Source organism: Bradyrhizobium sp. 930_D9_N1_4 (genome assembly GCF_052076015.1).
GTDB lineage: Bacteria > Pseudomonadota > Alphaproteobacteria > Rhizobiales > Xanthobacteraceae > Bradyrhizobium.
The window spans coordinates 3,747,529-3,771,004 of the sequence record NZ_CP197236.1 but is presented as its reverse complement, the minus strand read 5'-3'; the positions used below and the strand labels follow the sequence as shown (position 1 = coordinate 3,771,004).

Annotated in this window: 15 protein-coding genes and 1 tRNA gene; 3 read left to right on the top strand and 13 right to left on the bottom strand. The window is 64.7% G+C overall.

Annotated features, from left to right (window positions below; all coding sequences use genetic code 11):
- Positions 1-2: 2 nt before the first annotated feature.
- The 9 genes from AB7532_RS17755 to AB7532_RS17715 all read right to left on the bottom strand — a co-directional run bounded on the left by AB7532_RS17755 (position 3) and on the right by AB7532_RS17715 (position 15,384).
- On the bottom strand, positions 3-3,296 hold the full coding sequence (locus AB7532_RS17755) for a DUF7379 domain-containing protein (RefSeq protein ID WP_441236058.1): 3,294 nt from the start codon (positions 3,294-3,296) through the stop codon (positions 3-5).
- A 374-nt stretch (positions 3,297-3,670) separates the two neighbouring features.
- Positions 3,671-3,744: transfer RNA gene (locus tag AB7532_RS17750), tRNA-Cys, on the bottom strand.
- A gap of 56 nt (positions 3,745-3,800) precedes the next feature.
- Positions 3,801-4,562, bottom strand: a complete 762-nt coding sequence (locus AB7532_RS17745; protein WP_441236057.1) for an ABC transporter ATP-binding protein — start codon at positions 4,560-4,562, stop codon at positions 3,801-3,803.
- A 7-nt stretch (positions 4,563-4,569) separates the two neighbouring features.
- Positions 4,570-5,286: an ABC transporter permease gene (locus AB7532_RS17740; RefSeq protein ID WP_441236056.1), complete on the bottom strand. Its 717-nt coding sequence runs from the start codon at positions 5,284-5,286 to the stop codon at positions 4,570-4,572.
- A gap of 184 nt (positions 5,287-5,470) precedes the next feature.
- Positions 5,471-6,205, bottom strand: a complete 735-nt coding sequence (locus AB7532_RS17735; protein WP_441236055.1) for a tRNA-uridine aminocarboxypropyltransferase — start codon at positions 6,203-6,205, stop codon at positions 5,471-5,473.
- Between the two features lie 41 nt (positions 6,206-6,246).
- Positions 6,247-9,354 carry an efflux RND transporter permease subunit gene (locus tag AB7532_RS17730; RefSeq protein ID WP_441236054.1) on the bottom strand — a complete coding sequence of 1,036 codons (3,108 nt, stop codon included), beginning with the start codon at positions 9,352-9,354 and terminating at the stop codon, positions 6,247-6,249.
- Positions 9,354-12,506, bottom strand: a complete 3,153-nt coding sequence (locus tag AB7532_RS17725; RefSeq protein WP_441236053.1) for an efflux RND transporter permease subunit — start codon at positions 12,504-12,506, stop codon at positions 9,354-9,356. Before AB7532_RS17725 ends, AB7532_RS17730 begins: the two co-directional genes overlap by 1 nt.
- A 36-nt stretch (positions 12,507-12,542) precedes the next feature.
- A complete protein-coding gene (locus AB7532_RS17720) occupies positions 12,543-13,943 on the bottom strand; it encodes an efflux RND transporter periplasmic adaptor subunit (protein ID WP_441236052.1) in 1,401 nt (466 codons plus the stop codon).
- Positions 13,933-15,384: an efflux transporter outer membrane subunit gene (locus tag AB7532_RS17715; protein ID WP_441236051.1), complete on the bottom strand. Its 1,452-nt coding sequence runs from the start codon at positions 15,382-15,384 to the stop codon at positions 13,933-13,935. The genes AB7532_RS17720 and AB7532_RS17715 overlap by 11 nt, the downstream gene beginning before the upstream one ends.
- Positions 15,385-15,999: 615 nt before the next feature.
- On the opposite strand from AB7532_RS17715, the gene AB7532_RS17710 reads away from it, so the two are divergent.
- Together AB7532_RS17710 and AB7532_RS17705 are read left to right on the top strand one after the other, a co-directional pair.
- The gene (locus AB7532_RS17710; protein ID WP_441236050.1) at positions 16,000-17,229 is read left to right on the top strand and encodes a class I SAM-dependent methyltransferase; all 1,230 of its coding nucleotides are present in this window, start codon (positions 16,000-16,002) and stop codon (positions 17,227-17,229) included.
- Between the two features lie 96 nt (positions 17,230-17,325).
- Positions 17,326-18,360: a cysteine synthase A gene (locus AB7532_RS17705; RefSeq protein WP_441236049.1), complete on the top strand. Its 1,035-nt coding sequence runs from the start codon at positions 17,326-17,328 to the stop codon at positions 18,358-18,360.
- Positions 18,361-18,384: 24 nt separating this feature from the next.
- Here AB7532_RS17705 and AB7532_RS17700 read toward each other — a convergent pair whose 3' ends face one another.
- Positions 18,385-18,813 carry a DUF805 domain-containing protein gene (locus AB7532_RS17700; RefSeq protein WP_441236048.1) on the bottom strand — a complete coding sequence of 143 codons (429 nt, stop codon included), beginning with the start codon at positions 18,811-18,813 and terminating at the stop codon, positions 18,385-18,387.
- A gap of 230 nt (positions 18,814-19,043) precedes the next feature.
- Here AB7532_RS17700 and AB7532_RS17695 point away from each other — a divergent pair, with 230 nt between their 5' ends.
- On the top strand, positions 19,044-19,868 hold the full coding sequence (locus AB7532_RS17695) for an IS5 family transposase (protein WP_441233133.1): 825 nt from the start codon (positions 19,044-19,046) through the stop codon (positions 19,866-19,868).
- A 130-nt stretch (positions 19,869-19,998) separates the two neighbouring features.
- Here AB7532_RS17695 and AB7532_RS17690 read toward each other — a convergent pair whose 3' ends face one another.
- From AB7532_RS17690 to AB7532_RS17680, 3 genes are read right to left on the bottom strand one after another with little or no spacing between them, the layout of a single operon-like run.
- Entirely contained in the window at positions 19,999-20,736 is a 738-nt protein-coding gene (locus AB7532_RS17690) for an amino acid ABC transporter ATP-binding protein (RefSeq protein ID WP_441236047.1), read from the bottom strand.
- Between the two features lie 11 nt (positions 20,737-20,747).
- A complete protein-coding gene (locus AB7532_RS17685) occupies positions 20,748-22,268 on the bottom strand; it encodes an amino acid ABC transporter permease (RefSeq protein ID WP_441236046.1) in 1,521 nt (506 codons plus the stop codon).
- Positions 22,265-23,470 carry an amino acid ABC transporter permease gene (locus AB7532_RS17680; RefSeq protein WP_441236045.1) on the bottom strand — a complete coding sequence of 402 codons (1,206 nt, stop codon included), beginning with the start codon at positions 23,468-23,470 and terminating at the stop codon, positions 22,265-22,267. The genes AB7532_RS17685 and AB7532_RS17680 overlap by 4 nt, the downstream gene beginning before the upstream one ends.
- Positions 23,471-23,476: the final 6 nt, after the last annotated feature.

Below are 23,476 nucleotides of genomic sequence, written 5' to 3'. Positions count from 1 at the left end.
GGCTAAGGGCGCAGGACGGTCGCGGACGGATCGCCATACACCGTGTAGGAAAGCCACGACAGCTCGCCCGCATCCTTTGCTGCGTTGCGGGCCTTACGGGTTGCTTCCACCAAGGTCTGGCCGTCCAGCAGGCTTTCGTAGAACCTGGTCGCAAAGGTCAGTGCTGTGGAATCGCCGACCGACCATTGCGCACCGATGAACACGCCGGCCCCGCGCTTCGACCCCGGTTTCAGGAATGCCGCCGCGAATCCACCGACTCCCACCATCGAATTGCCGGAGCGGCCGGCCTGGCAGGCGTTGAGGAAGACAATCGGCTGACTGTCGCCGTCGAACGCCAATGCCGTATTCACTTTCGAAGCCGTCAGTTCATCCCGCTGATAGCGTCCATCCGGTCCCACTCGCCCGTCCATCAGCAGGCTCGCTTGAATGACGTTCCCCACAGTCGACAGTCCATGACCGCTGACGTGGAGAATGTCGATCGGCCCCGGCCGTCGCAATTGCGAATACAACAGCACGGTGTCGGCCGGAAGCTGCACAGCCCCCGGGAACATCCTGATCAGGACCTCCCGCTCCTGCTGCGCTTCTGGCAGCACGTATTCCTCCACCGGATAGGTCGGCACGATGTAGCGGACACGGTCCGGCCGCACCGGCAATTGCCGCGGCGGCCATTGCGTATCGTGCAGCCAGCGGATCAGACCATATTCGGCAAGGAAGCCTTCACCGTCGACGTCTCGGCGATCGGGGTCGGCCAAGAACATCATTTCCCATGGGAAGCTGGTGTCTTCCGACAAGACCTGGATGGCGCCAATACGCTTGCGATTGGTCCACAAGGCGCGCCGCAGGCGCTCGGGGAGCAGCTGATCAGCCATCTCTTCACCGATTGCGCGCAGCCCGATCATGACGCGCTCGCGCGAGTCCGCGTCGTTGAACCAGGTGGTCTCGACGTTCTTGAGCAACTCGGTGACGTAGCTCTCGCGATTGAAGCTGTCGCGCAGCGACACCGTCTCGTTGATGTTGATGTTTGGATCCGAACATTCGAGGTCGAACCTGAGCGAGATGCGCCCGGGAACAGGCTGGATCTCGTAGATGCGCAGGACCGCATTGCGGTTCACGGGCGGATTGACGGTGGCGGACGCCGTCACCGTGAGCATCTCGCTTTCGTCGTCGATGAAGACCGGACGCAGCGTAAAGGACGTGAGGACGCGGGCAGACTGGCGGATCTCGACCAGGAACTCGGCCGCCCCGAATGCCACACCGTCGACCCGGAAAACGAACGTCACCGGCTTGTCGTCGCGTGGGACTTCGGTAACGACCTCGGCGGGGACCGGATCGACCACGCGCGCATTTTTCAATCCGATGACCTCGATCGTCAGCGGCTGGCTCGACGACACGGCCACAGGGCCGCTCTTGGCGGCCACGGCCGAGACAGCCAGATCGATGGCGACACGCGATACGATCACTTCCAGTCTCGTCCGCTTGCCGAGCGGCGGATTGGGCGGCATACGCGCGGCAAAATGGCATTCCGCATCTGCCCCTCCGGGAGCTGGCGCGGCCTCCTTGGGACCTTCCTCGGCCAAAAGAACATTGCCGGAGCGCGATCCTCTCATGGCGGGCGGTGCTCCTGCCGGTGCCGGAGGGACTCTCATGGGGGGCACCGGGTGCGCGACCGGGGACCGCTTTGGCACCACCGCTGCCGTAGCGGTTGGAGGGGGCGGGCTGATCGGCTCCGCTGCTGCCGGCAATCCCAGCCAGTTCGCCAACTTGGTGGCGACCTCGGGCTGCGCAAAATACGTGATGTGGTAGACCCTGTCGGTCTCGCCGAACGGAAACTCGCGATCGCTGACCAAGCGGGCGGCGAGCGTGCCGAATGCGGTCATCGCCGCGGTGTCGACCACCAGATCGTTGGCCTGGTCCTTGAACAGCCGATCTGCAATGCGGTCGATCAGCAGTTCCGCGGTCTCCTTTGCAATTCCTTCCGCGACCTTGAATGTCGGCTCGAAATTCGCCGACACCGCGAAATAGACTGCGTCAGGCGAGCCCGGATTTTTCTCCTGGTTCAACTTGGTGACGACGTCCCCGCCAGGCCGCATCGCCGCCAGACCTGGTACGGCATTGTCCTCGATGGCGGCATCCGCGAGCGCCTGTGCGAACCGTCCCAATAAGCTGACGCTGGTCGAAAACGCCTTCCCGATCGCGACGCCGGTCGGTCCGCCAAACGCGCCGAGTGCGGTCGCGCCGCGCGCGAACAAATTCGTGTATGTGTCCAGGAGATCCTTGACGTTCTCCGGCTCGGCCAGATGCGTTCCCCCATTGGTGCAGCCGACGAACACCGCGCGTTTGAACGCTACGCCGGGAAGAACGCTCTCATGGCCGGCAAGCAATCCCTCCATCAGGCTCCGGAGCACGAGCCCGCCGCGGCTATAGGCGATTGCATCGATCGTAGAGCCTTCCGGCAGGGCCAATCCACCGAGTGCGGTCAATATCTGCCGCGCATTCGTCAGGGGGTCCTCGGTCAATGTGCGGTGATCGAAGCCGAGAACGAGGTCGTATGTTTTCAGCGCGCCTGAAAGGAACGTGCGGCCTGCCGAATGGGACACCAGATGGCCGAAGCTGCCCCGCGTGGTAGAAAACGTGCCATGGACGAACAACAGCACCTTCTGCGCCGGTCCGGCCGGTGTCGCCTGGATTGCGAGTGGTCCCCAGGAATCGATGTCCAGGCTCGGCATCGCGACCGGTCCAGGCTGGATCGAGCCTTCGAGGCGCGCGGCGAGCGTAGCTGCCGCCCAGCGACCGACATATTTGAATACGACGACGCGCACCTGATCGAGCACTGCGTCGACCAGCCAGTCGGTGAAGAAGCCCCGCTGTTTCGGCGCCGACCCGACCGGGACCGCTGCGGCAGCCGGTGGACTTATCAGAGTGAACGAAAGCTTACGCGGCCCTCCGCGCATGACGCGCGGGCTGGCTGGATCATCCGGCTTGACCCAAGTGAATACGCCGTTGGCCTCGACCAACACCACGGCGCCCTCGCCCGGCTCGACGTCGACCTCCACATGCGGGACCTCCCCTGGCAAAGCCCGCATCGGCTTGAGCGTGCCGCGGGGCGGCACCAGCATCGCATCGAGGGCCACGGTAAGACCGGAGTCGGCCAGACCCGACGGTAACGCCGACGAAACTCCCGGGCTTGCCCGCATGCGTCGAAGCGCCCCACCTCCCACGTCCGCCGTCAGAACCTCCAGACGAACGGTGTCCGGATAAGTGATCGTCACGCCGTTTTCCGTCTTTGAGGTCGCCACGAGAATTCCTCCGTTGGTAACCAGTTTGAATCCTACCAAAGGTTGTGTCCGTCAAGATCGCTCCACGTTCAATTCCGAACAGAAGAAGACATCTGACGACACCCGGATGGGATTATTCGGTGTGACGTGCGGTTGCATGGCATCGACAGCCATGTGCCGTCCGAGCGCTCCGGTGAAAAAACGTCAGGAGACCTCCGGGACCACAAGCGTTGGAGCTTGCTCCCGATCAAATTGCTCCACGGATTCGGGCTGTTCAGCTCACGTGATTTGCCATCGCAGTGAGCGCCGCTCAAAGGTGACCCAGGACGTAACCCATGATGCCGTTCGTCAGCACCAGCAGAATATAAATTTCGATTTAATTTCAGATGCTTAAATGGAGGCCACGACCAGAATTGAACTGGTGTACACGGTTTTGCAGACCGTTGCGTAACCACTCCGCCACGTGGCCCCGTAAGGCCGGACCAATATAGGGGATCAATGGGTTAGGCAACCCCGGCCGGATGTTTACGCCTTGGCTCCGCCGGGGCCTGCGAGATATTTCGCAAGGATAGCATCGGTCGCACCGGCGGCCGTGATCCGGCCCTCCTCCAGCAGGATGGCGCGGTTGCAGGTGCTCTGGATCAGCTCGATGTCGTGCGAGGCCAGCACCAGGATGCCGGCGCGGGCGACGATCTCATCGAGCCGCTGCCGTGCCTTTTTCCGGAATTGCTGGTCGCCGACGCCGATCCATTCGTCGAGCAGCACGATCTCGCCCTCGACAGCGGTCGCGACCGCAAAGATCAGGCGCAGCATCATGCCGCTCGAATAGGTGCGCAGCGGCAGGTCGAGCCGATCGCCGAGCTCGGTGAATTCGGCGATCTCCGCGCGCCGCGCGTCGATCTCCGAGCGGCGCGCGCCGATCACGAGCCCGCGCCGCATGATGTTCTCGTAGCCGGTCGCCTCCTCGTCAAAGCCGGCCGACAGGTCGAACAGCGACAGGCAGCGGCCATCGACCTCCACGCCGCCCGCGGTCGGATGGTAGATCCCCGCCAGAACCCGCAGCAACGTGGTCTTGCCGGCACCATTGGCGCCGATGATGGCGAGACGGTCGCCGGCGCGGATGTCGAGGCTGACATCGTCGAGCGCGGTCACGATGTGCGGGACTGCCGCCGTCCGCCGCAGCGTCACGGCGCTGACGAAGCGGCTGCGCAGCGAGCGGTCGCGAAACGACAGCACCGGAAACTTGACCGAAACGTTGCGCAGGACGATGCGGGCCGGGCTGCTCATGCGCATCTCACAGCCAATATGCCACGCGGTGGCGATAGCGCGCGTAGCAGAACAGGCCGGTGGCTGCGACGACGGCCGCATAAACGATCCCCAGCAGCCATTGCTCCGCATCGATCGGCTGCGACAGAAGCGGCCTGCGCACGAGATCGAGCAGCGTCGCAAACGGATTGACGCGAACCAGCCAATGGAACGCCGTGCCGCGCACGGTGTCCTCGGTCCAGATGATCGGCGTCAGGAAGAAGACGAATTGCAGGCCGCTGACGATCGCCGAGCCGATGTCGCGAAAGCGCGCGCAGAGCATGCCGAGCGCGACCGAGCCGCCGAGCAGAACCACGAGCAGGATCACAAAGCCGGGCAGCGCAAGCAGTATGCTCGCATGCAGTGGCCAGGGCATCACGACATAAAGCAGCACGACGATCACCAGATGATGCGCGAAGATCAGGACGTTGCGCGCGATCATCTGGAGCACGTGCACGATCAACGGCGCCGGCACCGCCTTGATCAGGTGACCGGAGGCCACGAAGATGTTGGAGCCTTCCTGGAGCGTCGTCGCGATCAGGGTCCAGACGATCAGGCCGACGGCAAAAGGCGGCAGGAAGGCTGCAATGTCCTGCTTGAACAGCGCCGCATAGACCGTGCCCACGCTGGCGATGGTCGCGGCCAGCGTCAGGGTGATCCAGAGCGGGCCGATCACGGTGCGCCGGTAGCGCAGCGAAATGTCCATCAGCGCAAGCGTGCCCCACCGATCGGGCCGCGCCGCCTGTGCCAGGATTTCCTTCGTTGCGAGCTGAATTCGACTGCCCCTACCGCCTTCCGATGCTGCGACAGGATAGCCGCTTATCGGCCGGTGGTCTCTATCCGGCCGCCTGCCTTCGGGCAATCAACCGTATGGAGGAGGTCGGATCGGCTCAGGCGCGTTTGCCGCGCCGCACACCCCGGCGGCGATCCTTAGCCGCCGGTTTGGGCGCCAGTTCCGGCATCTCGGCCTGCACCTCGCGGTAGCGTGTTAACATCCGTTCAAAACTGGCGTTCAGCATCTCGGCGATGTCAGGGCGTTTCTCCAGACTGCCCAGCATCGTCGCCGCGGCCTCGATGGTCGACAGCCCGTCCTTGCGCGGCTCCTTGCGCAGGCGGCCGTAGCGGGACGGATGCGCCGGGTTGAGGATGACGCGCTGGCATTTGAGCATCCAGGGATTGCGCCACCACAGCGCCTTGGCCTGGCTCCAGGTGCCGTCCAGCAGCACGACGCCCTCGAGCTTGCCGAGGCGCTCGCGCTGCTTGTCCGCGATCTCGCCCTTGCGGTTCAGCGCCAGGATTTCGCCCTCGGCTTCGAGATCGGCCGCCTTGGCCGAGCCGAGATAGAGCACGGCCCAGTGCGAGGCGTTCTCGACGTGATGGCCCAGCGCCTTGGACAGGCTTGGCCAGGACAGGCCAACCCGCAGCGTGGCGTCGGCAAAGTGCTTTGCCAGCAGCCGCGCGGTGCCGAGCGCCCTGTCCTGCTCCTGCGGATGCTGGAGGATCAGGAGGCCAAGACGGTTTTCAACCGGCGTGACGCTGTCGCAGATGCACAGCGGCATCGGCTTCTGGCAGTGCGGGCATTCGGGGATCGGATCGGCCGGCGCGGCGGCGGTGGGGTTCGACATGGCTGCCGCTATACGCTTCGCGCGGCCGTTCAACAACCCGCCTATTCGGCAGGAGCCGCCAGCGGGCGCGGCTCGGAGCGGCGGCGCAGGCGGTCGATCAGCAAGTAGATCACCGGCGTGGTGTACAGCGTCAGGATCTGCGAGACGAACAGGCCGCCGATGATGGTGATGCCGAGCGGCCGCCGCAGCTCGGTGCCGGGGCCGGTCGCAATCACCAGCGGGATGCCGGCGAACAAGGCCGCCATGGTCGTCATCAGGATCGGACGAAAGCGCGCCTGGCAGGCCTCGAAGATCGCTTCCGCCGAGGACAGGCCGCGCTGGCGCTCGGCATCGAGCGCGAAGTCGACCATCATGATGCCGTTCTTCTTGACGATGCCGATCAGCAGGATGATGCCGACGAAGGCGATCACCGTCAGCGGCGTATTCGTCAGCTGGAGCGCAAGAAGAGCGCCAAGCCCGGCCGAGGGCAGCGTCGAGATGATCGTCAGCGGATGGGCGAGGCTCTCATAGAGCACGCCGAGCACGATATACATCGCGACCAGCGCGCCGAGGATCAAGAGCGGCTGGCGGCCAGCGGTCTTGGCGAAATCGCCCGCATTGCCGTCGAAACTGCCGCGGATACCCTCGGGCATGTGCAGCTCCTCGACGGCGCGCTGGACGTTCTGGGTCGCGGTCTGGAGCGGCACGTCCGGCAACAGATTGAACGACACCGTGGTCGAGGGGAACGATTGCGAATGATAGACCGCGAGCGCCGCGAGCCCGCGCGTCGCGCGCACCACGGCCGAGAGCGGCACCTGCACGTCGTTGGCACCGGCGACGTAGATGCGCTCGAGGTTGGACGGGTCGACCTGGAATTTCGGGTCGATCTCCAGCACGGTCATGTACTGGTTACGTTGGGTGTAGATGATCCCGATCTGCCGCTGCGAGAACGCGTTGTTGAGCGCATTGTCGATGTCCTGAACCCTGACGCCGAGGGCCGAGGCTTTCTGGCGATCGATCGCGAGCGTGAGCTGGAGTCCGCCGGGATCGCGGTCGCTGGAGATGTCGGTGATGCCTTCGACGCTCTCCAGCCGCTTGGCCACGATCGGCGCCCACTTCTGGAGCAGGCCGAGGTCGGTGCTGGTCAACGTGAACTGATAGTCGGAATCGCTCTGCCGCCCGCCGGCGCGCACGTCCTGGGCGGCAAACATGAACAGGCGGATGCCAGGCACCGGGAACAGAGCCCGCCGCAGGCGGTCGATCACCACCTGCGTCGAAACGTGGTCGCGTTCCTCCGGCGGCTTCAGGCTGATGAACATGGTGCCGCGGTTCGAGGTCGCGCCCCCCGGGCCCCCGCCTCCGCTGCCAACGGTCGAGCCGATGCCGGCCACGGCCGGGTCCTGCATCACGATGTCGGCGAGCCGCTGCTGGAGGCCGAGCATGGACTGGAACGAGATGTCCGCCGAGCCACGCGTCGCGCCGATGACGAAGCCGGAATCGTCGGTCGGGAAATAGCCCTTGGGGACCTTGATGTAGAGCGTCACCGTCAGGCCGATGGTGGCGAAGAACACCAGCAGCGTCAGCAGCGGATATTGCAGCACGGTGCGCAGGCTGCGGGCGTAGAAGGCGACGATGCGCGACAGCGAGCCCTCGATCACCCGGTCGAACAGCGTGGCCGTGCCTGAGGTGGTCTGTCGGATGTAGTGGGCGCAGATCATCGGCGTCACCGTCAGCGACACCAGGGTCGAGACCAGGATCGCGAAGGTCAGCGTCAGCGAGAATTCGCGCAACAGGCGGCCGACGATGCCGTCCATGAAGATCAGCGGCGTGAAGGCCGCGATCAGCGACAGGCTGATCGACACCACGGTGAAGCCGATCTGTTTCGCGCCCTCCAGCGCTGCCTGCATCGGCCGCATGCCGTGCTCGAGATTGCGGTACATGTTCTCGATCATGACGATGGCGTCGTCGACCACGAAGCCGACCGAGATCGCCAGCGCCATCAGCGACAGATTGTCGATCGAGAAGCCTGCGACCCACATTCCGGCGCAGGTCCCGGCCAGCGCCAGCGGCACGGAGATGCCGGCGGCGATCGTCGGCGTCAGCCGCCGCAGGAACACGAACACCACGACCATCACGAGAACCGCGGTCGCCAGCAGCGTCCATTGCATGTCGAGCACGCTGGCGCGGATCGTGCTGGTGCGGTCGACCAGGGTGGAAATATCGACGCCGGCCGGAATCCACTGCTTTAGCTCGGGGATCAGGGCCTTCACCCTGTCGACGGTGTCGATGACGTTGGCATCGCCCTGCTTGGTGATCTGGATCAGCACCGCCGGCTGCTTGTTGAACCAGGCGATGGAGCGGGCGTTGCGGACGGAATCCTCGATGTCGGCGACGTCGGCGAGGCGGACGAAGTTGCCGTTCGAGCTCTTGATGACGATGTCGCGGAACTCTTTCGCCGTGCGCATCTGCTTGTTGAGCGACAGCGTCTCGCTCTGGCGCTCGCCGTTAAAGATTCCGACGGGGCCGAGCGGGTTGGCGTTGATGATCGCGGTCCGGACGTCGTCGGTGGCGATGCCGGCATTCGACAGCGCGACGGGATTGAGCTGCACGCGCACCGCCGGCTGATCGGCGCCGCTGACCGTGACGTCGCCGACGCCCGGCACCTGCGAGATGCGCTGTGCGAGCACGGTATCGGCGACGTCGTAGATCGCGCTCGCGGACAGCGTCTTCGAGGTCAGGGCCAGCACGAAGACCGGCGCGCCGGCGGTGTTGGCCTTGCGGAAGCGCGGCAGCGTCGGCAGGTCGCTCGGCAGGTCGACGAGGGCGGCATTGATCGCCGCCTGCACGTCGCGCGCGGCCTTGTCGATGTTGCGGCCGATGTCGAACTGGAGCTGGATGCTGGTCGTGCCGAGCGAACTCGTGGACGTGATCTGGTTGATGCCGGAGATCTCACCGAGCCGCCGCTCCAGCGGCGAAGCCACGGTCGCCGCCATCACCGACGGATCGGCGCCCGGCCGGCTGGCGGAGACGAAGATGGCGGGGAAATCGACGTTGGGGACCGAGGCGACGGGCAGGAACGCGTAGGCCACGACACCCAGCAGGAACAACCCGATCGACAGCAGCGTGGTCGCAACCGGGCGCCGGATGAAGGGCTCCGAGATCGAGACCATTACTGCATCCCCTCGGTCGCGCCCGCGACCGGCGGCCCGCCGGATTCGGCGGGCGGCAGCGCCTGCTCAAAACGGCGGTTGATGCGGTCGAGCGCGAGGTAGATCACCGGCGTGGTGTAGAGCGTCAGGAGCTGGCTCAGCAGCAGGCCGCCGATGATGGAGATGCCGAGCGGGAATCGCAGCTCGGCACCGGTGCCGCTTTCGATCGCCAGCGGCAGCGCGCCGAACAGCGCGGCCAGCGTCGTCATCATGATCGGGCGGAAGCGCAGCAGGCAGGCCTGCACGATCGCTTCATGCGGCGGCATGCCCTGGTTGCGCTCTGCCTCCAGCGCGAAGTCGATCATCATGATCGCGTTCTTCTTGACGATGCCCATCAGCAGGATGATGCCGATCAGGCCGATCACCGAGAGGTCCTGACCGCACAGCATCAGCGCCAGGATCGCGCCGACGCCGGCCGAGGGCAGCGTCGACAGGATGGTGATGGGGTGGATGTAGCTCTCGTAGAGCACGCCGAGCACGATGTAGATCGTGATCACGGCGGCGAGCAGCAGCCAGGGCTGTCCCGCAAGCGCCTTGGCGAATTCAGCCGCATCGCCCGCGTAGACGCCGACGATGCTGTTGGGCATCTCGATGCGGGTCTCGATCGTTTTCACCGCTTCGACAGCATCGCCGAGCGCTGCACCCGGCGCGAGGTTGAAGCTGAGCGAGATCGACGGAAATTGCGCCTGGTGCGAGATCGCGAGCGGCGCCGTGGTGCGCTTCAAGGTCGCGACGGCGGAGAGCGGCACCTGGGCGTTCGGCGCGCCGACGACGGAGCTACTGGCGCCGCCCGGCAGATACAGCTTCGACAGGATCGAGGGATCGCGCTGGTACATCGGCAGCGCCTCCAGCACCACGCGGTACTGGTTGGCCTGGCCGTAGATGGTCGAGATCTGCCGCTGCGCAAACGCGTCGTTGAGCGTGTCGGTGATTCCCTGCAGACTCACGCCGAGCTGTCCGGCCCTTGTCCGGTCCACGTCGAGCTGCGCCCGCAGGCCGCCCTCCTGCGCCTCCGAGGAGACGTCGCGGAACAGCGGATCGCGCCGCATCTCGGCAACCAGCTTGCGCGCCCATTCCGACACCAGCGCCGCATCCGTTCCCGTGAGCGTGTACTGGTATTGCGAGCGGCTCGACTGGGTCGAGATCTGCACGTCCTGGACCGGCTGAAAATAGACGGTCATGCCGGGAATGCCCGAGACCCGCTCCTTCAGCCGCGTGATCACCATGCTGACATCGTCGCGCCGCTCGCCGCGCGGTTTCAGGTTCATGACCAGGCGCCCGACATTGGTGGTCGGATTGACCGAGCCCGCGCCGATCACCGAGACCACGCCGACCACGTCGGGATCGGCCTTGATGGCATCGGCAACCTCGGCCTGCCGCTTCTGCATCTCCGCGAACGAGACATCCGGTCCCGCCTCCGTCACTGCCGTAATCGAGGCGGTGTCCTGAAGTGGCAAAAAGCCCTTCGGGGCGACAACGTAGAGGACCAGGGTCGCAACCAGCGTCGCAAAGGTCACGAGCAGCGTGGCGCGCTGGCGCTCCAGCACCCACAAGAGCGTCCGATGATAGAACTCGACGGTGCGGTCGATGAAGCGGCTGACCGCGGCCAGCCCCGGCACCGCCAGCTCCTCATGGGCGTGCTTGAGCAGACGCGAGCACATCATCGGCGTCAGTGTCAGCGAAACCACGGCCGAGGTCACGACCGCGATCGTAAGCGTCAGCGCGAATTCGCGGAACATGCGCCCGACCAGGCCCGACATGAACAGCAGCGGGATGAAAACCGCGATCAGCGACACCGTCAGCGAGATCACGGTGAAGCCGATTTCGCTGGCGCCCTTCAGCGAGGCTTCCATCGCGCTGTCGCCGTCCTCCATGTGACGGACGATGTTCTCGATCATGACGATGGCGTCGTCGACGACGAAGCCGGTGCCGATGGTGAGCGCCATCAGCGACAGATTGTCGAGGCTGAAGCCGGCGAAATACATGATGCCGAAGCTGGTGATCAGCGACAGCGGCAGCGCGACGCCCGCGATCAGCGTGGCCCGCAGCGAGCGCAGGAACAGCAGCACCACCAGCGTCACCAGCACGACGCTGAGGATCAGCGTGAATTGCACGTCGCGCACCGAGGCACGGATGGTGACGGTGCGGTCGGACACGATGGTGAGGTTCACACCGGCCGGAATGGCGCGCTGCACCTTGGGGATTTCCGCGCGGATCTGGCTGACGACGTCGATGACGTTGGCGCCGGGCTGGCGCTGGATGTCGAGGATGACGGCCGGCGTGCCCTGGTACCAGCCGCCGGTACGGTCGTTCTCCAGCCCGTCCACGATCTGCGCGACGTCGGCGATCGTGACCGGCGAGCCGTTGCGGTAAGCGATGATGATGGGCTTGTAGGCGTCGGCGGCCGCGATCTGGTCGTTGGCGGCGATGATGTAGGATTGCTGCGCACCGTCGAGCGAGCCCTTTGGCCCTGACACATTGGCGTTGGCGATCGCGGCGCGCAAATCCTCCATGGCGATGCCGTAGGCCGCCAGGCGCGCGAGGTCCGCCTGGATGCGCACGGCCGGCTTCAGCCCGCCGAGCACGGAGACGCGCCCCACCCCGGAGATCTGACTCAGCCGTTGCGCCAGCAGCGTGTCGGCGATGTCGCTCATCGCGCGCAGCGAGATCGTGTCGGAGCGCAGCGCCAGCGTCATGACAGGCGCGTCCGCCGGGTTCACCTTGGCGTAGATCGGCGGATAAGGCAGCGTCTTCGGCAGCACGCCGGCCGCCGCGTTGATCGCGGCCTGTACGTCCTGGGTGGCGCCGTCGATGTCGCGGTTGAGATCGAACTGAAGCGAGATCTGGCTGACGCCGAACGAGCTCGTCGAGTTCATCGCCGACAGCGACGGGATCTGTCCGAGCTGGCGCTCCAGCGGCGCGGTGATCAGCGAGGCGATCACGTCAGGGCTAGCGCCCGGCAGCTGCGTCGTCACCTGCACGGTCGGGAAGTCGACCTGCGGCAGTGCCGAGACCGGCAGCGAGAAATAGCCCAGCAGCCCGCCAATCAGCAGCGCGATGCCAAGCAGCGAGGTCGCGATCGGCCGTCGGATGAAGGGTTCGGAAACACCCATGGGATGCGCCTGCCGCTCAGGCGGCTGTTGTCGGGATCATGGCTGCTTGGCTCCACTTCCCGATGCGCCCGGCCCCGGTGCCGGCCCGGTCTGCCCCTTCTGGTCGCCCTCGGGGCTGCTCCGCTTCGCGCGGTGCTCGCCATCCTTGGCTTGTCCGTCCTTTTGACCTTCCTTGGCCTGACCGTCCTTCTTCTGGCCATCCGGCCCGCGCGTGCGCTTGCGTGGCGCGAGGTCGGCCGACGGGGTCTGATCATCGCGGCCGATCATCACCTTGGAGCCGTCGGAGAGATTGGCAAAACCCGTGGTGACGACCTTGTCGGTCGCCGACACGCCGCTCGCAATGACCGCGTCGTGCTCGTTTTGCTGCGTCACCGTCACCGGCTTGGCGGTGACGACGTTGTCTTCGCCGATGACGTAGCTGAAAGTTCCGATCGGGCCACGCTGCACGGCCGATGTCGGCACCACCAGCGCCTGCATCAGCGTCTCGACCTTGAGGCGGACGTTGACGAACTGGCCCGGCCAGAGCTGGTAATTGGCGTTGGGGAATTCGGCCTTGAGCTTGAGCGTGCCCGTGGTCTGGTCGACCTGGTTGTCGATGCCGGTGAGTTTGCCGGTGTCGATCACGGTGATGCCGTCATTGCCGAACACGTCGACCGCGAGCGTGCCCTTCGACGCCGCCGCGTTGACGCGCATGATCTGCTGCTGCGGCAGGCTGAACCACACCGCGATCGGCTGCAATTGCGTGATCACCACGAGGCCCGTGGTGTCGGAAGCGTGGATGATGTTGCCCTGGTCGACCTGGCGCAGGCCGGCGCGGCCCGAGATCGGCGCCACGATCTTGGTGTAGCTCAGCGTCGCCGCCGCATTGTCGATCGAAGCCTGGTCGGCCTTCACCAGTGCTTCGGTCTGCGCTACCAGCGCGCGCTGGGTGTCGGCCTGCTGCTTGGAGCCGGCATTGGACGCGGCGAGCTGCTCGTAGCGCGTGAGATCGATGCGCTGGTTGGCGAGCTGGGCCTCGTCCTGCGCCTTCTTGGCGACAGCCTGGTCATACGTCGCCTGGTAGAGCGCCGGATCGATTTCGCCGAGCACGTCGCCCTTCGTGACGTCCTGACCTTCGGTGAATTTGACCGCAATCAGCTTGCCGTCGACTTGTGAGCGCACCGTCACGGTGTTGAGCGCGCGGATCGCACCGACGCCGTCGAGATAGACCGGAACGTCCTGGACGCGCGGGGTTGCCGCCAGCACCGGCACCGGCAGATCGGGGCGCTGATTGCGGCCGTTCGCCTGTTGCGGCTGCTGATGCCAGACGGTCCATCCGAAATAGCCGAGGCCACCGAGGATCGCGAGCGTGATCAGGGTCATGACGAAGCCGCGACCGCGCGACTTTTTCGCCGTCCCCTCTTTCGCGCCTTGCTTGCTGTCCGGCTTAAAGAGCATTGACCGGTTTCTCCATGCGCGGCTCCCAGCCGCCGCCGAGCGCCTGGTACAGGCTGACGATGGCGAGAAGCCGAGCGAGTTGGGCCTGCGACAGCGCGTCTTCCGCCGTGAACAGGGTGAGTTGGGTGTTGAGCACGGTCACGATGTCGGCGGTCCCGGCGCGCAATTGCTGCTCCGACAGGTCGAAGGCGCGCCGGGAGGCGTTGAGCACATCGCGCTGCAATTGCAGCTTGATCGTGGTCTGCCTGATCGAGAACAGCGCGTTGTCGACGTCGGTGAACGACTGGATGATGGTCTTGCGGTAGGTCTGGAGCAACTCGTCCTGGCGCGCCTTGGCGAACTCGAAATTGCCGAGGATCTTGCCGCCGTCGAAGATCGGCTGCGTCGCGCTGCCGACCAGCTGGAAGAACGCCGCATGCGGCTGGAACAGCGACACCAGCGCCGAGCTCTGGTAGCCGCCATTGCCGGTCAACTGGATCGTCGGAAAGAACTGCGCGCGCGCGTTGCCGATATTGGCCGTGGCGGAGGCGAGCTGCGCTTCCTGCCGGCGAATATCCGGCCGTTGCGTCAATATCTCCGACGGCAGGCCGGGCGTGACGCGCGGGATCGCGATGCTGTTCAGGGAGCCGCCGCCGATGCGCACGCTTTCCGGCGGACGCGACACCAGCACGGCGAGCGCATTTCTGTTCTGGTCGAGCGTCTGGCGCAGCGGCGGCACCAGCGCCTTCTGGTTGGCGAGCACGCTCTCCTGCTGCGCGACGTCGAGATCGGTGCCGGTACCGGCCTTGCGGCGCTCTCTGACCGCATCGAGAATGCGTTGCGCGCTCGCGATGTTGCGCTGTGATGTCCTGATGCGGTCCTGCGAAGCCAGCACCTGGAAATAGGCGTTGGCAACGGCGGACAGCGTCGTCAGCGCGACGACGTCCCGGTCGAAGCGGTTGGCGTTGGCGGTCTCTTCCGCGGTCTGCAGGGCGTCGCGGTTTTGGCCCCAGAAGTCGAGCTGGTAGCTCGCGCTCAGCGACGCCTGGTAGTTGACGACCTCACGGCCGCCATTGGTAAGTCCGGAGGCCGAGGAGCCGGAGGTGCGCGAATAGGTCTCCTGTCCCGTCCCCGACAGGCTGGGCAGCAGCGCCGCGCCCGCCTGCCGCGCCTGCGCGTCGGCCTGGACGATGCGCGCCACGGCGGCGGCGATGTCGAGATTGACGGTGTGCGCCTCCTCCATCAGTTGCGTGAGCTCTGAGGAACGGAAGCTGCGCCACCAGTCCAGCGTCGGCGGCGCGTCCGCCTTGCCGGCGTATTTGTAGCTCGTGGGAACATCGAGTGCGGGATCAGGCAGATCCTGGGTCAGCACGCAGGCGCCCGAACTCGCGGCAAGGCACGCGACGGCAATCCAGCGCGCCGCTCGCAGCGTCCGGGACGAAAGACCTAGAGATCGCCGCATGGCGACCGCCGGACCATCCTGTGTCACATCCACCCCCTGCCGGGCAGATTCAGCCGCCGCCGCACGAACGGATTAACCGATTCGCGGCGGAACAGTCGGCGGGCTTTGGGCAACTCGTTCACAGGTGATGCTTTCTGCGGAACCTGGCATCCATCCTAGCCGGGCGCGGAACAGCGGGACAGTCCCGCAGGTGCGAAGCGCAGCCCCAATGCGTCGGCCTGGCGCCATCTACAAATACAAAATGTACCTGTCTCACAAGGTTTTTTTGTATTCTTGCGCCAGTCTAAGGCACATTCAAGCTTACCAAGATTTCATGTGATATTGCCGTCATGCCGAGGCCAGGACCACCGGCTTCGGCAAGCGCTCCACCGAAACCTGCGCCGCGGCGCACGAAGGCTTGCCCGGACCCGGGTAACAGCTGCGCTCACGCTGCGCACGCGGCGATGGATTGCCGCACGGTCCAGCCAGCGAGACACCTTGGCGGCGGCCGCCACGTGCACCTATATGATTCGACGCCGACCGTTGGCGAGGCGCGCTCGGGTGAAGCGATACGAGGCGGCATGGGCGTGCCTGGCTCGCGGCCGGACAATATCCATTCAAGTGATGGGTCCGCCGATGTCGCGTGCCATCCCGGTGACGCCTGACAACATCGACACCGTGCTCGCCGAGCTGCCGCGCATCGTTCGCCTTGCGCTCGGCTTCGGATCGCGGCTGCGGCGCGGAACGCTCCATGTCACGCTGCCTGACGGGCGCGTGATCCGCCTCGGCGGCCAGGAGCCGGGCCCGGACGCCGCGATGCGGCTGCACAATTACGGCTTCGCGTCGCGCCTGATCAACAGCGGCGACATCGGCATGGCGGAGGCCTATCTCGCCGGCGACTGGGACACGCCCGACCTGACGCAATTCCTCTACCTGTTCTGCGTCAACCACGATCTGATCCAGGCCCTGCTGAACGACAAGCCGCTGATGCGCTTCGCCCAGATGGTGCAGCACTGGTTCAACCGCAACACCCGCCGCCAGGCCCAGCGCAACATCCAGGCCCATTACGACATCGGCAACGCGTTCTATTCGGCATGGCTCGATCCCGGCATGACCTATTCCTCGGCGCTCTTCGAGGAGAGCACCTCTGATCTCGCGACAGCCCAGACCAACAAATACCGCCGGCTCGCCGAGGCGCTCGACCTGCGGCCGGGCCAGACGCTGCTCGAGATCGGCTGCGGCTGGGGCGGCTTTGCCGAGTTCGCCGCGAAGACCTTCGGCACGCGCGTGGTCGGCCTCACCCTCTCGACGGAGCAGCGCGATTTCGCGCAGAAGCGAATTCGCGACGCAGGCCTCGGCGAGAAGGTCGAGATCCGTCTTCAGGACTATCGCGACGAGAGCGACCGCTACGACCGCATCGCCTCGATCGAGATGATCGAGGCGGTCGGTGAGCAGTTCTGGCCCCGATATTTCGCGCAGCTACGCGACCGCTTGCTGCCCGGCGGACTCGCCGGCATCCAGGCGATCACCATCCAGGACAGGCTGTTCCAGGGCTACCGGCGCGAGGTGGACTTCATCCAGCGCTACGTCTTTCCTGGCGGCATGCTGCCCTCGCCCGCCGTGCTCAAGTCGCTCGGCGACAGGTTCGGCGTGCCCGTCATCCGCGAGCACATTTTCGGGCAAGATTATGCCAAGACGCTGGCCGCCTGGCGGAATAACTTCCGCGCCGCCTGGCCGGGCCTCGTGCCGCTCGGCTTCGACGACCGGTTCCGGCGGCTCTGGGAATATTATCTGTCTTATTGCGAAGCCGGATTCCTGTCCGGGAATATCGACGTCCGGCAGGTCATCTTCGCAAAGCAGCAATAAGAGTTTGCGGGATCGCCTTGCAACGGTCGCTTGTAAGGCCAGCCCCCCTACTTTAGGGTCGCGCCCATCTTGTGAACCAGCCGGTAATTGCCTGACATGACCATCAAAAACGACGTTGTCGAAGCCATCGGCAACACCCCGCTCATCAAGCTCAAGCGCGCCTCCGAACTGACCGGATGCACCATTCTGGGCAAGGCCGAGTTCATGAATCCCGGCCAGTCGGTCAAGGACCGCGCCGGCAAATGGATGATCCTCGAGGCCGAGAAGCGCGGCGAGCTCAAGCCGGGCGGTCTCGTGGTGGAGGCCACCGCTGGCAACACCGGAATCGGCCTTGCGGTCGTTGCAAGTGCGCGCGGCTATCGCACGCTGATCGTGATCCCGGAGACGCAGAGTCAGGAGAAGAAGGATTTCCTGAAGCTGTGCGGCGCCGAGCTGCTGGAATCGCCGGCACTTCCCTACTCCAACCCCAACAATTACCAGCATGTCGGGCGCCGGCTTGCGGACGAGCTGCGCAAGACCGAGCCGAATGGCGTGCTGTTCGCCGACCAGTGGAACAACCTCGACAATGCGAAGGCGCATTACGAGTCGACCGGCCCCGAAATCTGGGAGCAGACCGGCGGCAAGGTCGACGGCTTCGTCTGCTCGGTCGGCAGCGGCGGCACGCTCGCTGGCATCAGCCGCTATCTGAAAGAGAAGAACAAGGACATCCGGATCGCATGTGCCGATCCGCACGGCGCCGGCATGTTTGAATATTTCAGAACCGGCGCCGCCAAGGCGAGCCCCGGCGACTCCATCACGGAAGGCATTGGACTCGGCCGCGCGACCGCGATCGTCGAGAGTGCGAAGGTCGATGACGCCTATCTCATTCCCGATGCCGAAGCGGTCACGGTGATCTACGAGCTGCTCCAGCACGAAGGCCTGTGCCTCGGCGGCTCCACCGGCATCAACATCGTGGGTGCGATGCGGCTGGCCAAGCAGCTCGGGCCCGGCAAGACCATCGTCACCGTGCTCTGCGATTCCGGCAGCCGCTACCAGTCGAAGCTGTTCAACGCGGATTTCATGCGCGCGAAGAACTTGCCGGTGCCGGAATGGCTTGAGAAGCGCAGCAACATCAAGCTGCCGCTCGTCTAGGGCCGGAATGGCGCGGCCGTGGTGCTAGCTGTAGCGCTCGCGGCCCGGCCAGAACAGCAGCGCCAGCGTCAGCACGAAATTGGCGATGCCGCCGACGATCGTCCCGGTGTGCTCCTGGCCCATCGCATAGCCCGGAAATTTCAGAGCGACGACGTAATCGACGATCATCAGCGCAATCCAGGCCGGCACCACGCAGACCGGGTCCCAGCCGATGTCGCGGAAGCGCATCGAGTACAGCGTGACGGTCGCAATCGCGAAGAACGCGATCGCCGCGATCATGGCCCCGCTCTTCAGGAGAATTTCAGGGCGGATGTCGGCGGGCGCAACGCTGCGCAGCACCGACATCGCCACCATGAAGCAGATCCCGGTCATCACGACCGCCAGCACGAGCGTGGCGAGGAAGAACTGCAGGCGTCCCAGGCGGGTATTGAGGCCGAATACGAGGTCGAGCACGAGCGCCTCCGTTTTCGGGCCATAGGCGCAGAAAGAGCTTTCGGCCGCGTGAAATCGCGGATGAGCAGCCGCAGATATGGTTTCGGAGAGATTACGAGGCGTGGCTCAAGTTGATCAGTAAGAAACCCGGCGCTCCGACCTCATCCTGAGAGCCTGACCGGAAAAGAAAATTGAGTGATTTCAGCCCGTTGTGATTCTCTCGTGTTTGCGAAGACTCGAGGGAGCACAACATGTGTTGGACCGAAATCACCCGCGAACAATATCGGCGCGATGGACTTCGTTACGCAAGTGACATGACGGATGCGGAGTGGAGTTTGCTTGAGCCGTTGATGCCTGTCTGCTGTCGGCTCGGCCGTCCGCGAAAGATCAGTCTCCGCGTGATCATGAATGCAATTCTCTACATTGGCGCTAGCGGCTGCCAGTGGCGAGCACTGCCCAAGGACTTCCCGGCGTGCTCGACGGTTCAGTATTATTTTTACAAGTGGCGCGGGTCTGGCTTGTGGCGCACGATCAATGACACGCTGGTCCAACGCGTTCGGCAACGGCAAGGACGCGAACCTACGCCAACGGCTGGGATTATCGACAGCCAGAGTGTGAAGACCACGGAAAGTGGCGGTCCAAGCGGGTTTGACATGGCCAAGCGCGTCAAAGGACGCAAGCGTCATATCGTCACCGATACCGAGGGCTCCTTGCTAGCTGTGCAGGTGCATCCCGCCAATCTTCAAGACAATCACGGCGCAGTTCCGCTGCTGCGAATCATCGGCCGCCTGTTCCCCGGCCTGCGCCACATCTTCGCCGATCGCGTCTATCGTGGTCCAAAGCTGCTCGATGCCATCGCTGACCTGGGCAAATGGACCATTGAAATCGTCACCCGCTCGCAAAGCGTTGGAACGTTCAAAGCCGAACCCCGACGATGGGTCGTTGAGCGTACGTTCGCCTGGTTCGGTCGCAATCGACGGCTTGCCAAGGACTTCGAGGCAACCATCGCCAGCGCGGAGGCATGGGTCCTCATCGCAAGCATCCGTCTGCTCTCTCGTCGACTGGCCAGAGCTTGATATCTCAATGACTTATTTTGAGTCAGGCTCTGAGGAGCTTGCGGAGCAAGCGTCTCGAAGGATGGCCGCGGGCACAATGGGGCCTGCATGGTTCGAGACGGCGCTTACGCGCCTCCTCACCATGAGGGTCTCAACGCAAGATCTGGCTCAGAAACAGCTTCGTCCGCGCGTGCTGGGGAGCCGCAAAAAACTCGTTCGGCGTGTTCGCCTCGATGATCTGGCCGGCGTCCATGAACACGACGCGGTTGGCGACCTCGCGGGCAAAGCCCATCTCGTGGGTCACGACCAGCATGGTCATGCCCTCCTCGGCGAGATCGACCATGGTGTCGAGCACCTCCTTGACCATCTCGGGATCGAGCGCCGAGGTCGGCTCGTCGAACAGCATCACCTTCGGATTCATCGTCAGCGCGCGCGCAATCGCGACGCGCTGCTGCTGGCCGCCGGACATCTGGCCCGGAAACTTGCTGGCCTGATGCGGAATCTTGACCCGCTCCAGGAATTTCATCGCGGTCGCCTCGGCGTCCTTCTTGGGGATGTTGCGCACCCAGATCGGCGCCAGCGTGCAGTTATCGAGGACCGTGAGGTGCGGGAACAGATTAAAACTCTGGAACACCATGCCGACCTCGCGGCGCACGGCGTCGACGTGCTTCAGATTCGGCCCGAGCTCGATGCCGTCGACGACGATCTCGCCCTCCTGGAATTCCTCGAGCGCATTGATGCAGCGGATCAGGGTCGACTTGCCGGAGCCCGAGGGGCCGCAGATCACGATGCGCTCGCCCTTCCTCACCTCGAGGTCGATGTCACGCAGCACGTGAAACTCGCCATACCATTTGTTGAGGCCGGAAATCTTGACGATGGGGTCGGACATGATGACCTCGATCAGTTGCGACGGTGGGCGTTGAGGCGGCGCTCGACGAACAGCGAGTAGCGCGACATTCCAAAGCAGAAAATGAAGTAGATGATCCCGGCGAAGGCAAAGCCCGTGAACGCCGTGGAGGGCGTCGACCATTTCGGATCGGAGAACGAAGCCCGCAGCGAACCCAGCAGGTCGAACAACGCGACGATCGAGACCAGCGAGGTGTCCTTGAACAGCGAGATGAAGCTGTTGACGAGATTCGGGATGACGTGGCGCAGCGCCTGCGGCAGCACGATCAGCGACGTCGTCTTCCACCACGACAGCCCGAGGGCTGCCGCCGCCTCGCCCTGCCCGCGCGGGATCGCGGCCAGGCCGCCGCGGACGTTCTCGGCCTGATAAGCGCCCGTGAACAGCGCGATGCCGATCAGCGCGCGGACGAGACCGTCGACGGTGAAATTGCCCGGCAGGAACAGCGGCAGCATGTAGGTGGCGAAGAACAGCACGGTGATCAGCGGCACGCCGCGCCAGAACTCGATGAAGGCGATCGAGAAAATCCGTATCAGCGGAATGGTGGAGCGGCGCCCGAGCGCGAGTGCAATGCCGATCGGCAGTGAGGTGACGATGCCCGTGACCGAGACCACCAGCGTCACCAGCAATCCGCCCCAGAGATTGGTCGTCACGACTGGCAGTCCGCCGCGGTCGAGCCCCATCAGCATGATCACGATCGCAATCGCCGCGAAGGCGACGATGCTCGACACGAGCGCGCGCCAGCCTGTACGCAGGCCACCGCCGAGAAAGAATGCGATCAGGGAGACCACGACGGCCGTGACGGCAAAATCGGCCCAGACCGATTGACCCGAGCCCTGGACGGTGCCGCGCAGCCAGGTCAGCGGCCAGATCAGCCACTGGATCGCCGTGCCGACCAACACGATGAGACTACCGATGGCCCACAGCAGCGGTGCGATCGCCGAATCCTTGCTGAGGCCGAGCAGGACCTGCCCGGCGCCGATGATGCTGTCGTCGAACAGTTGCAGCAGGTCAGCGGTCCAGGTCAGGCCAAAGCCCTTGATGCCGCCGCCATGCAGCAGGAAGAACGCGACGACGGGAAAGGCAAAGAAGAACAGGCCGGCGTTGAGGCCCTTCGCCGGCAGGCGCGGAACCAGCAGCGGGATCAACAGAGCCACCGACAGCGCGAGCGTGAGGTTGACCCGCCAGCGCTCGGCCTCGGGATAGAAGCCGTAGATCAATTGCGGCAGCTTGGCCTGGATGTAGGGCCAGCAGGCGCCGACGACGAATCCGGCGTTCTCGGTCAGGCACGCGGTGCGGTCCTTGCCGGTCCAGACCGCATCGACCATCAGGAACTTCGCTGCTGGAATGATCGTGAACCAGAGCAGCAACGCGCCGACGATCGTGAGCAGGATGTTGGTCGGCGAGTTGAACAGGCGCGTGCGAACGAGGCCGATGAAGCCCGTTGTCTTCACCGGCGCGGGACGCTCGGTGAGCAGGTCCTGGCGAACATAGGCGGACGAGGTGATATCGCTCATGCGCCCAGGCTCCGGCTGACGCGCCAACCGTAGACGCTCATGATCGCGCTGGTGAGCAACGAGATCAGGAGATAGACGCTCATCGTCATGGCGATGATCTCGATCGCCTGCCCGGTCTGGCTCAGCGACGTGCCGGCGAACACCGAGACGAGGTCGGGATAGCCGATCGCGACCGCGAGCGAGGAGTTCTTGGTGAGGTTGAGATACTGGTTGGTCAGCGGCGGCACGATCACGCGCATCGCCTGCGGCACGACGATCAGCCGGAGCGTGGTGCCGCGGCTCAATCCCAGCGAGGACCCCGCCTCCATCTGCCCGCTGTGAACGGACAGGATGCCGGCGCGCACGATCTCGGCGATGAAGGCGGCGGTATAGGTCGACAGCGCCAAGGTCAGCGCCACGAATTCCGGAATGATGCGCGAGCCGCCGGCGAAATTGAATCCCTTGAGCTGCGGCAGCTCGAAGGTGAAGGGCAGCCCGAACACCAGCACGGTCGCGAGCGGCAATCCGAACAGCAGACCCAGCACATAGGGCCAGATCCGGATCATTTGGCCGCGTTGAAACAGCGCGCGCCGCGCATAGAAGCGCAAGGCGAGCGAGGCCACGATGCCCAAGGCCAACACTGCCAGAAACGCCTCGAAGCCGTTCTCGCCGATCGGGCGCGGAATGACCAGACCGCGATTGCTGACAAAGGCCAGGCCGAACAACGAAATGCTTTGTCGCGGATTGGGCAGGGCCGCGAGCACCGCCAGGTACCAGAACAGGATCTGGAACAGCACCGGCAGATTGCGGCCGATCTCGACATAGATTTCACCCACCCGCGATAGCAGCCAGTTCGGCGACAGCCGGCACAGCGCGATGATGAAGCCGATCACGGTGGCGAACACGATGCCCACCACCGAGACCACGAGCGTGTTGAGGAGTCCAACGACGAACACGCGCAGGAACGTGTCCGAGCCGGTGTAGGAGATCAGGGTCTGGTTGACGTCGAATCCGGCATTGTTGCGCAGGAAGCCGAAGCCGGCGGCGATGTGCTGGTTCTCGAGGTTGGCGCGGGTGTTGGAGATGATTTCATAAGCAATCCACCCCAGGACCGCCGCGAAGGCAAACTGGACGGCAACGCCGTTCCAGCCAGTCTTGCCGCCCAGAATGCGCCTGATCTTCAGCGCAATCTGGGCCGGCGGTTTTCGAGCCTCGGTGCTCATCGCCGC

Coding starts and splice junctions, on each gene's coding strand:
- AB7532_RS17720 (WP_441236052.1), bottom strand. CDS start 13,943: ATGCTCTTTAAGCCGGACAGCAAGCAAGGCGCGAAAGAGGGGACGGCG.
- AB7532_RS17680 (WP_441236045.1), bottom strand. CDS start 23,470: ATGAGCACCGAGGCTCGAAAACCGCCGGCCCAGATTGCGCTGAAGATC.
- AB7532_RS17745 (WP_441236057.1), bottom strand. CDS start 4,562: ATGAGCAGCCCGGCCCGCATCGTCCTGCGCAACGTTTCGGTCAAGTTT.
- AB7532_RS17710 (WP_441236050.1), top strand. CDS start 16,000: ATGTCGCGTGCCATCCCGGTGACGCCTGACAACATCGACACCGTGCTC.
- AB7532_RS17725 (WP_441236053.1), bottom strand. CDS start 12,506: ATGGGTGTTTCCGAACCCTTCATCCGACGGCCGATCGCGACCTCGCTG.
- AB7532_RS17695 (WP_441233133.1), top strand. CDS start 19,044: ATGTGTTGGACCGAAATCACCCGCGAACAATATCGGCGCGATGGACTT.
- AB7532_RS17730 (WP_441236054.1), bottom strand. CDS start 9,354: ATGGTCTCGATCTCGGAGCCCTTCATCCGGCGCCCGGTTGCGACCACG.
- AB7532_RS17705 (WP_441236049.1), top strand. CDS start 17,326: ATGACCATCAAAAACGACGTTGTCGAAGCCATCGGCAACACCCCGCTC.
- AB7532_RS17735 (WP_441236055.1), bottom strand. CDS start 6,205: ATGTCGAACCCCACCGCCGCCGCGCCGGCCGATCCGATCCCCGAATGC.
- AB7532_RS17690 (WP_441236047.1), bottom strand. CDS start 20,736: ATGTCCGACCCCATCGTCAAGATTTCCGGCCTCAACAAATGGTATGGC.
- AB7532_RS17715 (WP_441236051.1), bottom strand. CDS start 15,384: ATGCGGCGATCTCTAGGTCTTTCGTCCCGGACGCTGCGAGCGGCGCGC.
- AB7532_RS17685 (WP_441236046.1), bottom strand. CDS start 22,268: ATGAGCGATATCACCTCGTCCGCCTATGTTCGCCAGGACCTGCTCACC.
- AB7532_RS17740 (WP_441236056.1), bottom strand. CDS start 5,286: ATGGACATTTCGCTGCGCTACCGGCGCACCGTGATCGGCCCGCTCTGG.